General features: G+C 46.3%; 8 protein-coding genes. 7 read left to right on the forward strand and 1 reads right to left on the reverse strand.

Going from position 1 to position 16,174, the window contains the following annotated elements; genetic code table 11:
* The first annotated feature begins 2 nt into the window (after window positions 1–2).
* The 4 genes from IE104_RS12375 to IE104_RS12390 all read left to right on the forward strand — a co-directional run bounded on the left by IE104_RS12375 (window position 3) and on the right by IE104_RS12390 (window position 5,498).
* Window positions 3–2,165: a type IV pilus secretin PilQ gene (locus tag IE104_RS12375; protein ID WP_229837893.1), complete on the forward strand. Its 2,163-nt coding sequence runs from the start codon at window positions 3–5 to the stop codon at window positions 2,163–2,165.
* A complete protein-coding gene (gene aroK, locus IE104_RS12380) occupies window positions 2,165–2,683 on the forward strand; it encodes a shikimate kinase AroK (protein WP_189419000.1) in 519 nt (172 codons plus the stop codon). Before IE104_RS12375 ends, aroK begins: the two co-directional genes overlap by 1 nt.
* 85 nt (window positions 2,684–2,768) lie before the next feature.
* Entirely contained in the window at window positions 2,769–3,845 is a 1,077-nt protein-coding gene (gene aroB / locus IE104_RS12385; protein WP_189419002.1) for a 3-dehydroquinate synthase, read from the forward strand.
* Between the two features lie 21 nt (window positions 3,846–3,866).
* Entirely contained in the window at window positions 3,867–5,498 is a 1,632-nt protein-coding gene (locus IE104_RS12390; protein ID WP_189419004.1) for an SPOR domain-containing protein, read from the forward strand.
* A gap of 109 nt (window positions 5,499–5,607) precedes the next feature.
* On the opposite strand, the gene IE104_RS12395 is transcribed toward IE104_RS12390, so the two are convergent.
* Window positions 5,608–8,553 (reverse strand): hypothetical protein, encoded by a 2,946-nt coding sequence (locus tag IE104_RS12395; protein WP_189419006.1) that lies wholly within the window; start codon window positions 8,551–8,553, stop codon window positions 5,608–5,610.
* Between the two features lie 504 nt (window positions 8,554–9,057).
* Here IE104_RS12395 and gltB point away from each other — a divergent pair.
* The 3 genes from gltB to hemE all read left to right on the forward strand — a co-directional run bounded on the left by gltB (window position 9,058) and on the right by hemE (window position 16,126).
* Window positions 9,058–13,509, forward strand: coding sequence for a glutamate synthase large subunit (gene gltB / locus IE104_RS12400; protein ID WP_189419008.1), 4,452 nt, complete (start codon window positions 9,058–9,060; stop codon window positions 13,507–13,509).
* A gap of 18 nt (window positions 13,510–13,527) precedes the next feature.
* Complete coding sequence (locus tag IE104_RS12405; RefSeq protein ID WP_189419010.1) at window positions 13,528–14,946, forward strand: glutamate synthase small subunit GltD family protein; 1,419 nt, start codon at window positions 13,528–13,530, stop codon at window positions 14,944–14,946.
* Between the two features lie 112 nt (window positions 14,947–15,058).
* Complete coding sequence (gene hemE, locus IE104_RS12410; RefSeq protein WP_189419012.1) at window positions 15,059–16,126, forward strand: uroporphyrinogen decarboxylase; 1,068 nt, start codon at window positions 15,059–15,061, stop codon at window positions 16,124–16,126.
* Window positions 16,127–16,174: the final 48 nt, after the last annotated feature.

Below are 16,174 nucleotides of genomic sequence, written 5' to 3' on the forward strand. Positions count from 1 at the left end.
CAATGCGTATTCTGTTCTTATTGGGGTTAAATATGCGCAATAAAATTTTACTAATACTTTGCTTGTTGTCGCCTCTCAGCTGGGGAAACACCATAAGCGCATTCAACACAGCAGAGCTCCCTGGTGAGCGCTTTGAAGTTAGAGTGCAATTCAGTGAGACCCCGCCGGATCCCAAAGGTTACACCATCGAAAAACCAGCTCGTATTGTGCTGGATTTTCCTGATTCTGTTAGCGAATTAAAGGATCGTCGTTTTCCCTTAGCCTTTGATAATGGTCAAAGCGCTATGTTATTAACAACAGACGGGCGTACCCGATTAATTTTAAACCTCAACGAACTGACTTCGTACACTACACGGAAAGATGGTAATTCATTTGTTATTGAGGTTGGCGCCAATAAAGCTGCGGCTACGAACGGTAAAAGTGTGGCAACGAAAAGTTTGGATCTTCCTGTTAAAAAGGCCGCTGCTGCAGTGTCTGGTCAAGCTGCAATCTCCAATATAGATTTCCGTCGTGGCCAATCTGGCGAAGGCAGAATTATTGTGACATTGACTGATCCACACGTTAGTGCTGATCTTGCTACTACAGGCGCAGGGGTAAGGCTTTCATTCGTGAATGTTGTAACTCCTGCTGAATTGCGTCGTCGTTTGGACGTGGTTGATTTTGCCACTCCTGTTACGCTGGTGAATGCAGCTCAGGAAGGATCAAACTCTGTGCTCAATGTTTCAGCGAAGGGCGAATTCGATTACATGGCTTATCAAACTGATAACGAATATGTACTCAGTGTGAAGCCTCTAACTGAGCAGGAAAAACAGGAGAAGAAAAAAGACTTCCAATTTAATGGTGAGAAAATCTCACTTAATTTCCAAGATATGGAAGTGAGAGCAATTTTACAAATTTTGGCAGATTTCTCGAATTTTAACTTGGTTGCGAGTGATACAGTTCAGGGACGTATTACTTTGCGTTTAGAAAATGTGCCTTGGGATCAGGCATTGGCGTTGGTGTTAAAAACGAAAGGATTGGACAAGCGTATCGACGGCAATGTGATGATGATTGCTCCAGCCGCAGAAATCGCTGAGCGCGAGCGCCAGGAATTGTCTACCAAAAAACAATTGGAAGAGCTTGCTCCATTAAGAACTGAGTATTTACGCGTGCGTTATGCTAATGCTAAAGATATGTTTGAATTGTTCCGAGGAAAAAATGGCGGAAATGGTAGCGGCGGCGGTGGAGGTTCTGGTGGAAGCCAATCAACTGGAAGTGTGTTATCTGAACGCGGCCAGGCGATAGTTGATGAACGTACAAATTCGATAATCGTTACTGATACAGCTGATCGTATTGAACAATTTAAACGCTTGGTTGACCAAATTGATATTCCGATTCGTCAAGTTATGATTGAAGCTCGTTTAGTTATTGCCAACTCAAATTTCCGTCGCGAGCTCGGTGTGAAGTGGGGTGGGATTACCTACGGATTGAGTAAAAATGCATTGATTGAAGCTTCAGGTTCGTTGGATGGCTTAAAAAGTAGTCCTGGTGCTCCTTATGAGGTTCTAACGGGGAAACCTGGTAAAGCGACAGATATGGAAAACGATCATGTCGTGAATTTGGGTGTATCAAATCCAGCTGGAAGTCTTGCGATAGATGTTTTGACCGATAACGGATTTTTGGATATGGAACTTTCCGCCCTGGAAAATGCAGGTTATGCCGAAATCGTCTCGCAGCCTCGAGTTGTGACGAGTGACAAGCAAAAAGCTGTTATCAAATCAGGTAAACAGATTCCTTTCCAGGAGGCTTCAGCTAGCGGTGCCACTAGCACCAGTTTTAAAGATGCTATATTAAAGTTAGAAGTTACTCCTCAAATTACTCCTGACAATAATGTAATTATGGATTTGATTATTGCCAAAGATTCAGTTGGGGAGGTCACTTCGACTGGTAGTATATCAATTGATATAAACCAGATAGAAACAAAAGTGCTTGTAGCTAATGGCTCAACCGTTGTTTTGGGTGGAGTGTTCGGAATCGACGCCAATAAAACGGATGTTAAAGTTCCAGTATTAGGAGACATTCCCTATTTGGGTCGTTTGTTTAAACGTACTGTCAGGGGTGAAACCAAAACCGAATTGTTGATATTCATTACACCGAAAATTATTGCGGACAAAATGACGAACTAATGCAAAAGCGTAACATTTATCTTGTCGGCCCCATGGGGGCTGGCAAGTCTACAATAGGCCGCGTTCTCGCGGCCGAACTTCATCTGGGTTTCCGCGATAGCGATAAAGTAATTGAAGATAGAACGGGTGCCGATATTCCCTGGATTTTCGATATGGAAGGTGAAGAGGGCTTTCGGGATCGTGAGTCAGCTGTTTTGGAAGAGCTTTCAGCAGGTAAGGATTTCGTAATCGCAACAGGTGGAGGCATTATTTTGCGCTCCCAAAATCGCGATCTAATGAAGTCATCCGGGTATGTTTGCTATTTAACCGCTTCGATTGAGCAATTGGTTGAGCGTACCGCTCGGGATAAAAAGCGCCCATTGTTGCAGGTTGAGAATCCCCGCCAAAAAATTATCGATCTTGTTGCTTTAAGGGATCCGCTATACCGGGAGGCCGCCGATTTTGTCATTAATACAGATCGGAGATCGCCGAAAGTTGTAGCCCAGGAAATTTCCGCGTTGATAAGTGCTGCAAGTTAAAAACACGATTCGTTCATAATTTCGTCAAAAATATTGAGTGCTATATGGTAAAGTAGCGCCCAATATTTTTTGAAAGAGTTATGTCATGGAAACACTTTCCGTTGCTCTAGGTGAGCGCAGTTATCCGATATTTATTGGCACTGATTTACTCTCACAGGCACATCTTTATAATCCCCATATTCATGGTAAGCAAGTTTGCATTGTAACCAATGAGACTATCGCCCCTATTTATTTGGAACGTTTAAAAAGTAATTTATCTGCTTCCCATATCAGCAGCGTGATATTGGCAGATGGCGAAGCGCATAAAAATCTCACAACCTTGAATGAAATATTTACCACGCTCTTGTCTGAAAAACACAATCGCACCACAACTTTAATTGCTCTTGGCGGTGGAGTTGTTGGTGATATGACGGGGTTTGCAGCGGCTTGCTATCAGCGTGGTGTAAATTTTATTCAAATCCCGACCACCTTGTTGTCTATGGTGGATTCGTCTGTTGGCGGAAAGACCGGTGTTAATCATGCCTTGGGCAAAAATATGATTGGCGCGTTTTATCAGCCTCAAGCAGTAATCGCAGATATCTCATTGCTTAAAACTTTGCCTCCACGGGAGATTTCGGCTGGGCTTGCTGAAGTTATTAAATATGGATTAATTTCAGATGCAGAGTTTTTTGTATGGCTTGAACAAAACATTGAATTATTGATTCAAGGTAATGAAGCTGCATTAACTTATGCAGTACTACGCTCCTGTCAAAACAAAGCAGATATTGTTGCTCAGGATGAACATGAAGGTGGGATTCGCGCAATTCTCAATTTAGGCCACACCTTTGGTCACGCTATTGAAACTGCACAAGGTTATGGCAACTGGCTACATGGAGAAGCTGTTGCTGCTGGTATGGTAATGGCTACTGACTTATCAATGCGCCGAGGCGATATTTCAAGCGAAGAACTTAAGCGAATTGTCGATCTACTAGAGCGTGCAAATTTGCCTACTAAGGCACCGGCTGATATGACACCGGAGCAATTTGTTGATCTTATGGGTGTAGATAAAAAAGTATTAGATGGTCGCTTGCGATTGGTGCTTTTAGAGTCGCTAGGACGCGCGATAGTTACCAGTGATATAGATACGAAGCTGTTGATGGAAACCTTTGCAGCCTGTCGTTAATTCATCGAGAGAGAAATAAGTATGAGGACTGAGCCTTCTTTTTCAGAAGAGTCTGAGAATCATTTAGATGGTGTCGAACGATCTGCAAATGAAAATGCACGCTTTGATGTGGACTCGTCACTTTTGGCAGATTATCGCCAACGTTATGGTTTATCGACAGATCCTTTTGTAGATGATCCTCATTTTCCTTTTTACCAAGGCGCGCAACGTCGACAAATTCTTGAGCAATTACTTCACCTATGTCAGTTTAGTCATAATCTGTTAGTTGTTACTGGTGATTATGGCGTAGGCAAAACTCGCATGGCGCAAGCCTTGATCGATGCGCTGGATGATGCTGATGACATATGTTTCGTTGAAGGACAAATTACATCCGATATTAATTCGGTGCTTGCAGAAGTATATGAACAATTTGAATTGGCAAGCCATGAAGATTTTGTGGAGTTGTGCAGGAAAAAATCTGAACAAGATGGCCTAGTTGTTTTAATTATTGATAATGCCCACCACTTAACTGATGAAGTTATTCTGGATTTAATTGGTATCCTGCAGGAAAACGCTGAGTCTCGTTTGCATTTGGTATTATTTTCTGAGCCCTATTTATTAGACCGCCTGGAAACAATTAATGCTCCCGATATTGTGCTGACAGATTTTTTCCTGGAGAAATTTTCGTTGGCAGAGGCTGTAGACTATCTTAATTTCCGTATGGAAATGGCAGATTATCTCGGGCCCGAAATTTTTATCGAAACTAAAGTTGATTCTTGGTGGCGCCAATCACAAGGTCAATTACTGCAGTTGCACGAATTTGCACAAGAAAAGTTATTAGAGACGGTATCCAAACCCCAGCGCTCACGTGGTTATGGTTCCGATAAGCGCGGTCTACCTATCCCTCATATTATTGCGGCTTCTGTATTGGTGGGAGGTTTATTTTTTGGATCTCTGTATGTGGGGCGCGACTCATCCAAATCTGTGGAAAATAAAGTAACTTCATCAATTCCAGTTGCACCACAGGCTGTTGTGAGCTCTGCATCATCCCAAGCTGTTATTGCACAAACTAGTTCGGTCGCGGTTACAAATACGGCGGCGTCAGTTGCAGCTATTGCATCAACAACAACTACAGTTGCTAATTCTTCTGTAGTAAAAGAAGCTGAAAAAATTGCCCCTGCTGTCAAACAAAGTGTAGTGCCGTTGGTTCAAACAAATGAGCTTCAAAATGAACCTTCAAGACAAGTGAAAACTAGTGCAACTGCATCTTCAGTGAAGCCTGTAAAAAAACTGGAAGCGTCAAGCGAGCCGGCCAAGGTGGTTAAAACAAAAACGGATACTTCAGTATCGGCAGAGTCAAAAGTAACCCAAACTTTTAGCGATCAAGAAAAAGTCATTTTGGGTTGGGATGCTTCCGAGTACACGTTACAGCTGGTGGGATTAAGCAACGAAAAAGCTGCGCATGAATTTATATCGGCGCAACCTAATAAAAAAGATTTACTTTTATTTAGAAGCAAGCGGGCCGGTAAGGATTGGTTTGTAGTTGTTACGGGGCACTATTCTTCCTCTGCTAAAGCGCGTCAGGCAGGTCAGGGCTTGAGTGAGGCGCAGAAGAAAGCAGCTCCATGGCCCAGGGAGGTAAAAGTAATTCAGCAGGAGATTAGACAGCGATAGGGTTTTAAATTACATGCTAGATGTTAATGTAGCATGCAATTTTTAATTGAAAAAAATAACCCCCGACGTGGGCCGCGTCGAGGGTTATTTTTTTGTTAATTTTTATTTCTTAATCTGAAACGTTGATTGTTACTAATGATGTGATGCTTCCACTTTTAATTTCAAGGACTATATTGCCTGACGGTGTATTCGTGGTTGCTTTCGCAGTCAAAGTAATAATGCTAGGCTCGAAAGATTTGGCTAGGCCACCGCTAGGGCTTACGGTAGCGGTAAGTCCTACAGCACCGCTAGTATCTACAGTTACGGTAGTTCCTGCGGGCATACCATTGCCATTACAATCTGCCAGTAACATTTGTCTTGTCACTACTGCTCCAATAGCGTTGAAGCTATCGGTTGTGCGGTCGATATTGCTTTGTCCTGGCAATACACCGGATTGTAGGAATGGAGTCTCACATGCCATGACCAAAGTTATGCTGTCCCTTACGGTAACTTTATTTGTGGTACATGCCCCGCTTGTTTTTGCAGTGCCCGAGCATAGCGCACCGTCATATTTGCTATTGCCTGCGTCGTGCGTTCCATTTTGGTTGAAATCAATAAACTCTTCATCTCTGGTACGGTAATTATTAGAGTTCCCGTCCAAATATGCTTCAGGTAAGTCGTCACACCCTTTGGTAGCGCCTATGGCAGCAGATGATAGGGGAACGGAAGGGTTGCAGGCGTCCTTATTGGCATCGGCTGCATCGCTGGACTTGTGCTTGGAGAAGGTGTCCACAGCCACATCATCATAAATACCATTACCATTACCATCTATAAATGATTCATTACCAATCGCTGTGGCAAGGATCGTGACACGTCCGCTACGACACTCAGTTACATCATGATTGTCCAAATCCTTAATGGCGGGGCAAATTTTCGCAAATGGTGCAGTCGTAGCAAATGAAACAGCATTGGGTGATGTTGGGCGCGGGGATTGGCTGCGCCAAGTAACGCTACACGCTCCGTTCGTGGTTGGGCAGTTCGGCTCAATAGAACCACCGTTAGTGGTAAAAGCAACTACAGTGTCGTCCGGTACTGGGTTGTTGAATGCGTCAGCAAGACGAATAGTAGCGGTGCTTGAGATGCCATCGTATTTCCAAGCATTTGGAGCAATATCGCTCAATGACAAGCTCATACTATTTTGATCAGGAATGCCAGTAGATACAGCCAAAGAGCTTGATTGAGTACTTAAGCCATTTGCTGTTGTTGCCGTTACCCGTACGGCAGTCGCTACTGTACCAGCTTGAACTGTAGTGGATGCGTAACCATTTGCGTCTGTAGAAGAACCATAAGTTTCCGGACCTGCAGGGTTGCACTTGCTCGGTACCAGAGCCAAGCCGCCAATAGTAGTGCTTGGGGCAAAGTTGACACAGACACCTTTCAGCGGGGAGCCGCCTTGACCCAATACTCTGAAACGTAAAATAGCAGTCTCATCACCGCCGGTGCCCTTGATGCTGATAAGAGGTGTGTCTGAATCAATAAATGAAATTGTTTGAGCTGTATCAGACTTAACGGTTAAATCTGCTGAGGCATTTAATACCACGCTTCTAAAGGTGGTTGATGCTTTGATGGCATCCACCCCACCCACACCTGCACAACCCTGTGACGTATAAGTGGCTACGGCTTTACCATTTACTGAGGTTACTGTATTGCCGCCAGTAATCACTGCATTGCCAGCCGAAATACAGGGTGAACTGAAGGTTACATTCATTGGATCAGTAACCAGATCACCTTTTGAGTTGACTATATACGCAGTAATACTTGTGCTACCGCCTGGCGATAAAGAGCCAATACCTATGCCTAATTCAAGTGCGCCAATAACAAAGTTTGAGCCGAATCCAGAGCCAAGGCGACGAGTATCAATCGGTAAGGACACGGACGCATCTATTGTTCCGTCACCATTTGAAATCGTGGCTGTTACTTTGTCATCGATATCGCATTTACCAACTTTGTACTGAATTCTGGCTGTTCCGTTAATACTGGTAACTATATTTCCACCGGCGATTGAAGATAGGCCAGCGCTTAAGCATGGCGAATCAAAAACCACTTGGGTTGCTTGGCTTATAAGGTTGCTTTGGTTGTTAACAATATTGGCGCTAATTTGAGTTGTGTCTCCTTCAAACAGGGTGTTTGAGGTAGACGTAGTCAATTGTCCCGGGGTAAAAGATGTCCCAGCTCCAGATCCAATACGCTTATTGTTAACTTGGGGTATGGTCGCTGAAGAGCTAATCACGCTGCCAGCGTAAGTGATGGATGCTTTGACGACATCATCACCAAAGCATGAACCGGCTTTATATTCAGCTTTGGCAACGCCGGCAGTACTATTAATTACATTGCCGCCGGTAATGGTTGAGGTACCAGCATTGATACAGCTGGAAGTAAATGTAACAGGTACAGAAGCTTGAATAAGATTACCGCTGTCATTAACAATATTTACAGAAAGAGTGGTTATTTGGTCTGTAAACATTGCAGAAGAATTAGCACCCAAATCAAGTTTTGTAGGAACAAAATCTACCCCGGAGCCCAAGCCTAAGCGTAAATTGCTGACTTTTACCGTGGCTGAGGTGCTTTGGGTTTTGTCTTTATATACAGCTGTTGCGGTCACTAAATCGTCACCAATGCAACTGCTGGGTTGATATTGTACGGTGACGCTGCCTGTGGCGGCGCTTACTTTTGTTCCTCCAACAAGCTTGGATTTACCGCTGCTTAAACAAGGGGAGGAAAACTCTATAGGAATTGCATCGCTAATTAATGCTCCGCTTTCATTGACGATGGTAACTGTTAAGTTAGCCGTACCTCCTACGTAGAGTGCATTACCCTCCGTGTTGACAACACCCATGCTGCCAGACACAAAGGAGGTGCCTATCCCATTACCTATGCGCCAGTTTGTAGTTGAGTTAGTGGTGCCGCCACCATTCAGTGTGTTATCAAGTGCTGAGCCGCTCCCGCCGCCGCATCCTGCCAATATTAAGGCCGTGAGCGAGGCGCTAAGGAATTTAAACGTTGTTTTTGTTTGCATGGTGTCTTCCTAATTTCCTGAGAGTTAGAAGCGGCGTGTTGAATTGAAACCTGATAATCACGGCTTTTAGTGTTTTATTGAGATAAAGCCTATTTAGTAATGTCTTAAGTTAGCCTATATCTCGTCAATGTTAAAGTCTTGTCATCGGAAAAGTAGCACCTTAAATCAGATAGAGTTGCTAAATGTGCATTCTTTAGCATTTTTATAGGCTTAGCTGAACTTGTTAGCATCAATTCTAGATTTTTTAGACCATTTTACTCTGTTTATCCATGCCCAATTGTCAGGTTTTTGTACACTGATTTGTCAGTGTAAAACAGGTCAGCTTGCTTGCCATTTTGAGGTCAAGCGGGTAATATCCTGCGCCCATTTGTCCATAGCCCCTAGACCTCAGGGGCTTTTTTGTCTGGGATGTGAAATGGCGCGTCTTTTGTATTAAAAGCAAAGTCTAGCGCGCAAAATATTGTCATGTTCCTTGATATTGATTGATTTATTGAGATTCAGCCTATGACCACTGGCCTCTACCAGATAGACGAGTTCAAAGATAACTGCGGTTTTGGTTTGATTGCCCATTTAAAGGGCAAAACCAGCCATCGTCTGCTCACAACTGCTATTGAAGCATTGACCTGCATGACTCACCGCGGTGGTATTAACTCCGATGGTAAGACAGGCGATGGTTGTGGCTTATTGATCCAAAAGCCGGACAGCTTTTTGCGTGCCGTCGCTAAAGAAGCCTGTAATGCAGATTTGTCTGAAGTTTACGGCGTAGGCTCCATTATGTTGAGCCGCGAAGCCGATAAGGCTGAGGCTGCGCGTGCTATTTTTGCGGAAGAATTAACCGCTCAAGGTTTAATCGTTGCTGGCTGGCGCGATATCCCGGTGGATCCAAGTTGCCTTGGCCCTATCGCCATGCGTTCTTTACCTGTGTTCAACCATTTATTTGTGAACAGTAAAGACTTGTCTACCCAGCAAGTAGAAGCCAAGTTGTTTATGGCTCGCCGTAAAACCGAATTGCGTTTAACGGGCGATAAATCCTTCTATGTCGCGAGCTTGAGCACTGGCACCCTGTCTTATAAAGGCTTGATGATGCCTGTCGATTTGCCGCGTTTCTTTGCTGATTTGGCAGATGAGCGTTTGGAAACGGCAATCTGCGTATTCCACCAACGTTTCTCTACCAACACCATGCCGGTATGGCCTTTGGCGCAACCTTTCCGCATGTTGGCGCACAACGGTGAAATCAATACCGTTGTTGGTAACCGCAACTGGTCAGTAGCGCGTACGCCGAAATTTGTAACGCCTTTATTGCCAGAGTTGCAGACTGTTAAGCCTCTAGTAAACCGTACAGGTTCAGACTCATCCAGCCTCGATAACATGCTGGAAATCCTGACTTTAGGTGGTATGGAATTGCATCGTGCGATCCGTATGCTCGTTCCGCCGGCTTGGCAGAACGTTGAAAACATGGACCCGGATTTGCGCGCGTTCTACGAATACAACTCTATGCATATCGAGCCGTGGGATGGCCCCGCTGGCTTGGTAATTACTGATGGTCGCTACGCAGTATGTACGCTTGACCGTAACGGCTTGCGCCCATCGCGCTGGGTAATCACTAACGACGACATTATTACTGTGGCCTCAGAAGTTGGTGTGTACAACTACGATCCTGCTGATGTGGTTGCCAAAGGTCGTCTTGGCCCAGGCCAGATCATGTCTATCGATACCTTGACTGGCGAGTTGCATCGCACGCAAGACGTAGACAATCAACTCAAAGAAACCCAGCCCTACAAGCAATGGTTGAAAGAGCGCGCGTTGCGTATCGAATCAACTTTGGCTGCGGATGCGAAAGAAAATGGCTTGCAAGGTATCGCCTTGAAAGCTGCCATGAAGATGTATCAAGTCTCCTTCGAAGAGCGCGATCAATTGCTTCGTCCTCTTGCTGAAGGTGGTCAGGAAGCTGTTGGCTCCATGGGTGACGACACTCCAATGGCAGTTCTGTCTCGCCAGCAACGCTCGCTTTATGACTATTTCCGTCAGCAATTTGCGCAGGTAACCAACCCGCCAATCGATCCATTGCGTGAAGCGATTGTCATGTCGCTTGAGACTTGCCTCGGCCGCGAATTGCCTGTTTACGATGAAACCCCAGAGCACGCTGACCGTGTAATTCTGAGTTCGCCTGTGCTGTCACCAGCTAAGTTCCGCGGTTTGATGAACTTGAATCGTAAAGGTTACGAAGTTGCCAAATTCTCGTTGCACTACGATCCAACTGCTACGAACCTCAAAGCTGCTTTGACCAAACTTTGCGAAGACGTTGCCGCTGCCGTTAAATCAGGCAAAGTGTTAATGGTATTGAGCGATAACGACTTTAAACAAGGTTTGTTGCCAATCCATGCATTGTTGGCAGTAGGTGCGGTTAACCAGCATTTGACTAACGTAGGTTTGCGTTGCGACTCCAACATTATTGTTGAGACCGGTACTGCACGCGATCCACATCAAATTGCAGCTCTGATCGCTTACGGCGCGACCGCAGTTTATCCATTCCTCAGCTATTACGTTCTCAACGATTTGATTGAGAAGGGTGAGCTTTTAGTAGATGTAGATTCATCCTACAAAAATTACCGTAAAGGTATCGACAAGGGCTTGCTGAAAATCCTGTCGAAAATGGGTATTTCTACTATTACTTCTTACCGCAGTGCGCAATTGTTTGAAGCAATTGGTCTGTCGGAAGAAGTGGTTTCTATGTGCTTCGACAGCACTCCATCCCGTGTGGGCGGTGCGCGTTTTGAAGAGTTGGAAGCTGACCAAAAAATCGTTGCGCAAACCGCGTGGATTGAGCGTAAGCCAATCGTTCAAGGCGGCTTGTTGAAGTATGTTCACAACTCTGAATACCACGCGTTCAACCCGGATGTTGTCCAAACATTGCAGAAAGCTGTTCAAAGCGGCAACTATGGAATGTGGCGTAACTATGCGGATTTGGTAAACAAGCGCCCGGTTTCCATGCTGCGTGACTTGTTGGCGATTCGCGAAGATGCCTGCAAGCCAGTTCCTTTATCAGAAGTTGAGCCAATCGAAAGCATCATTAAACGTTTCGACTCAGCGGGTATGTCGCTCGGTGCTTTGTCGCCAGAAGCGCATGAGTCTTTGGCTGAAGCTATGAACCGCTTGGGTGGTCGCTCTAACTCAGGTGAGGGCGGTGAAGACCCAGCGCGTTACGGCACCATCAAGACTTCAAAAATCAAGCAGGTTGCGTCTGGCCGTTTCGGTGTGACTCCAGCTTATTTGGTGAACGCTGAAGTACTGCAAATTAAAGTAGCCCAAGGTGCTAAACCGGGTGAAGGCGGTCAGTTACCTGGCGGTAAAGTAAATGCTCTGATTGCGCGTTTGCGTCACTCAGTGCCTGGCGTAACTTTGATTTCGCCACCGCCCCACCATGATATTTACTCAATCGAAGACTTGGCGCAGCTGATTTATGATTTGAAACAAGTTAACCCTGCGGCTTTGGTGTCAGTGAAGCTGGTATCGCGTCCAGGCGTAGGAACTATCGCTGCGGGCGTGGCTAAGGCTTATGCGGATTTGATTACTATATCCGGCTACGACGGCGGTACTGCTGCAAGTCCATTAACCTCTATCAAATACGCGGGTTCGCCGTGGGAATTGGGCTTGTCCGAAACCCATCAAACTCTCCGTGCGAATGATCTGCGTGACAAAGTTCGCGTACAAACCGACGGTGGTTTGAAGACTGGTTTGGATGTTGTTAAAGCAGCCATGCTCGGTGCGGAAAGCTTCGGCTTTGGTACTGGCCCAATGGTTGCGCTTGGCTGTAAATACCTGCGTATTTGCCACCTGAACAACTGCGCGACGGGCGTTGCTACCCAACAAGACAAACTGCGTAAAGACCATTACATCGGTACCGTTGAAATGGCGATGAACTTCTTCAAGTTCGTGGCTGAAGAGACTCGTGAGTGGATGGCGCGTTTGGGTGTGCGTTCGCTGGGCGAGTTGGTTGGCCGTGTGGATTTGCTGAAAATCCTCGAAGGTGAAACCACCAAGCAGCAACAGCTTGATCTATCACCAATCATCTATACCGATGATTATCTGGCGACCAAGCCACAATTGTGTGCTGTTGCTAAAAACGAGCCGTTTGACAAAGGCGAAACTGCCGAAGCTATGGTGCGTGTCTTGTTGCCAGCAATTGAAGCTAAGAAAGGCGGCGAGTTTGAATTCCGTATCACCAACTGTGACCGTTCAATCGGTGCGCGTATCAGTGGTGAAATTGCCAAGCGTTATGGCAACCTCGGTATGGACGATGCTCCGATCAAGCTGAAGTTGACCGGTATTGCAGGCCAATCTTTCGGTGTGTGGAATGCTGGCGGTTTGGAAATGTATTTGGAAGGTGATGCCAACGATTACGTAGGTAAGGGTATGGCTGGCGGTAAGCTGGTATTGCGTCCACCGCGTAATTCTACCTTTAAATCGCACGAATCCAGCATCATGGGTAATACCTGTTTGTATGGTGCTACAGGCGGAAAATTGTTTGCGGCGGGTACAGCAGGTGAGCGTTGTGGTGTTCGTAACTCAGGTGCTCACGTTGTTGTTGAAGGCGCAGGCGATCACTGCTGCGAATATATGACTGGCGGCGTTGTCACAGTACTTGGTCAAACCGGTGTTAACTTCGGTGCAGGTATGACTGGCGGTTTCGCTTATGTATTGGATGAAGCCAATGATTTCGTGGATCGTTACAATCACGAGTTGGTTGATATCCATCGTATCAATACTGAAGCCCTTGAGGCGCATCGCAACCATTTGCGCACTACCATCGAAGAGTTCGTTGAAGAGACGGAAAGTGAGTGGGGCCAAAACCTGCTCGACAATTTCGATGATTACATTGGCAAGTTCTGGCTGGTTAAACCTAAAGCAGCAGCTTTGGGTGGACTGCTCGTCAGTTTCCGCAAGCGCGGCGAATAAGGCGAGAGGAGAAATATCATGACTGCACGTTTAAACAATGATTTCCAATTTCTCGATGTAGGTCGCCAAGACCCATCCAAGAAAGACTTAGAAACCCGCAGACACAAGTTTGTGGAAATCTATCAGCCTTTCGCTAAAGAAGAAGTTGAAAGCCAATCGCATCGCTGCCTTGAGTGCGGCAACCCTTATTGCGAGTGGAAGTGCCCGGTGCACAACTTCATTCCCAACTGGTTGAAGCTGATTTCGGAAGGCAATATTTTTGAAGCAGCCGAGTTGAGCCATCAAACCAACTCGCTGCCAGAAGTTTGTGGCCGTGTGTGCCCGCAAGACCGTTTGTGTGAAGGCGCTTGCACGCTGAACGACGGTTTCGGTGCGGTAACTATCGGCAACGCTGAAAAATATATCACCGATACCGCTTTCGCCATGGGCTGGAAACCAGACATGTCTAAAGTAGTGTGGACCAATAAAAAGGTCGCCATTATCGGCGCTGGCCCAGCGGGTATTGGCTGTGCAGACGTTTTAATTCGTAACGGTGTTAAGCCCGTTGTATTCGACAAGTATCCAGAAATCGGTGGCTTGCTGACCTTTGGTATTCCAGAATTCAAACTCGAGAAATCAGTGTTGTCACGTCGCCGTGAAATCTTCACTGAAATGGGTATCGAATTCCGTTTGAACACTGAAGTCGGTAAAGACATTTCCATGGAAGATTTGCTGCGCGATTACGATGCAGTTTTCATGGGTATGGGCACATACACCTATATGAAAGGCGGCTTCCCAGGTGAAGATTTACCCGGCGTTTACGATGCCTTGCCATTCCTGATCGCCAACGTAAACCGCAACCTCGGTTTCGAAAAAGATGCGTCTGAATTTATCAGCGTAAAAGGTAAAAAAGTTGTAGTTCTCGGTGGTGGCGATACCGCGATGGACTGTAACCGTACCTCGATTCGCCAAGGCGCTGATTCAGTGACTTGTGCTTATCGTCGCGATGAAGAAAATATGCCTGGTTCAAAACGTGAAGTGTTGAATGCGCGCGAAGAGGGCGTTGAATTCCTATTTAACCGTCAGCCAGTTGCGGTTGTCGGTAACGGTAAAGTAGAAGGCGTGAAAGTTGTTACTACACAACTTGGTGAGCCAGATGCAAAAGGTCGTCGCAGTCCGGTAGTGGTTGAAGGTTCTGAAGAGATTCTGCCGGCTGACGTAGTGCTGATTGCCTTCGGTTTCCGTCCAAATCCACAGCCATGGTTTGAAACCAATGGTGTGAAAGTGAACGAGTGGGGCGGTGTACACGCTCCAGAACAGCAACAGTTCAAGTTCCAAACCACTAACCCTAAAGTGTTTGCAGGCGGTGATATGGTGCGTGGTTCTGACCTGGTTGTAACTGCAATTTGGGAAGGTCGTGAAGCTGCAGAAGGTATCCTGGATTATCTGCAAGTTTAATCCTGCTCTCCCCTGTTAGATCCTATGCGATAAACTCATTAGCCCCGCACTCGCGGGGCTAATGCTATTCGGCAGAGCCATTTGCTCGCGCCTTGAAAAAGTGGAAAAGAGAATGACTGAATTAAAGAATGACCGTTTTTTGCGCGCGTTGTTAAAGCAACCAGTAGACGTTACGCCTGTATGGATGATGCGCCAGGCAGGCCGTTATTTACCTGAGTACCGCGCCAGCCGTGAACGTGCTGGAGACTTTATGGGCTTGTGTACCAATCCTGAAGCCGCGTGTGAGGTAACTTTGCAGCCCCTGGACCGTTATCCAGGTCTTGATGCAGCTATTCTTTTCTCCGATATTCTCACTATTCCTGATGCCATGGGCTTGGGGCTGTATTTTGAAGCTGGCGAAGGCCCTAAATTCCGTAAACCTGTTCGCACTGAAGCGGATATCAATGCTCTGACTGTCATCAAACCCGAGCAGGATTTGCCCTATGTTGTGAATGCGGTAAAAACGATTCGCCGCGAGTTGAATGGCCGTGTGCCCCTGATTGGATTCTCTGGCAGCCCGTGGACTTTGGCGACTTATATGATCGAAGGTGGCTCCAGCCGCGATTTTCGTCGCGCGAAAGAAATGCTCTATAACCAGCCGGAGTTGATGCACAGGTTGCTCGATGTGTTAGCAGATTCGGTGACTGTCTATCTGAACGCGCAAATACAGGCCGGAGCTCAAGCAGTGCAGATTTTTGATACCTGGGGTGGGGCTTTGTCACACAGTGCGTATCAGGAGTTCTCACTGAATTACATGCAAAAAATCGTTAAAGGTTTGATTCGCGAGCATGAAGGTCGTCAGGTACCTGTGATTCTGTTTACCAAAGGTGGCGGACAATGGCTGGAAGCCATGGCGGCCACAGGTGCAACGGCTTTGGGGTTGGATTGGACGACGGATATATCCGCTGCGCGTAGCCGGGTTGGCGACAAAGTTGCATTGCAAGGCAATATGGACCCGACTATTCTCTACGCATCGCCCGAGCGAATTCGCACGGAAGTGGGCGATATTTTGCAGGCTTATGGGAAAGGCTCTGGCCACGTATTTAATCTTGGACACGGAATTACTCCAGAGGTAGATCCTGCGCATGCGGGTGCCTTTATCAATGCCGTGCACGAACTGTCGAGCCGTTACCACGAATAGCTAGCCGTTCAGGGGTAGATAATATCCCTTTGGAGCTTTTTACACCTG

The organism is Cellvibrio zantedeschiae, from assembly GCF_014652535.1.
GTDB classification, from domain to species: domain Bacteria; phylum Pseudomonadota; class Gammaproteobacteria; order Pseudomonadales; family Cellvibrionaceae; genus Cellvibrio; species Cellvibrio zantedeschiae.

Bases quoted from the DNA above. Each gene is read 5' to 3' on its own strand.
- IE104_RS12375 (WP_229837893.1), top strand. From the start codon at position 3: ATGCGTATTCTGTTCTTATTGGGGTTAAATATGCGCAATAAAATTTTA.
- aroK (WP_189419000.1), top strand. From the start codon at position 2,165: ATGCAAAAGCGTAACATTTATCTTGTCGGCCCCATGGGGGCTGGCAAG.
- aroB (WP_189419002.1), top strand. From the start codon at position 2,769: ATGGAAACACTTTCCGTTGCTCTAGGTGAGCGCAGTTATCCGATATTT.
- IE104_RS12390 (WP_189419004.1), top strand. From the start codon at position 3,867: ATGAGGACTGAGCCTTCTTTTTCAGAAGAGTCTGAGAATCATTTAGAT.
- IE104_RS12395 (WP_189419006.1), bottom strand. From the start codon at position 8,553: ATGCAAACAAAAACAACGTTTAAATTCCTTAGCGCCTCGCTCACGGCC.
- gltB (WP_189419008.1), top strand. From the start codon at position 9,058: ATGACCACTGGCCTCTACCAGATAGACGAGTTCAAAGATAACTGCGGT.
- IE104_RS12405 (WP_189419010.1), top strand. From the start codon at position 13,528: ATGACTGCACGTTTAAACAATGATTTCCAATTTCTCGATGTAGGTCGC.
- hemE (WP_189419012.1), top strand. From the start codon at position 15,059: ATGACTGAATTAAAGAATGACCGTTTTTTGCGCGCGTTGTTAAAGCAA.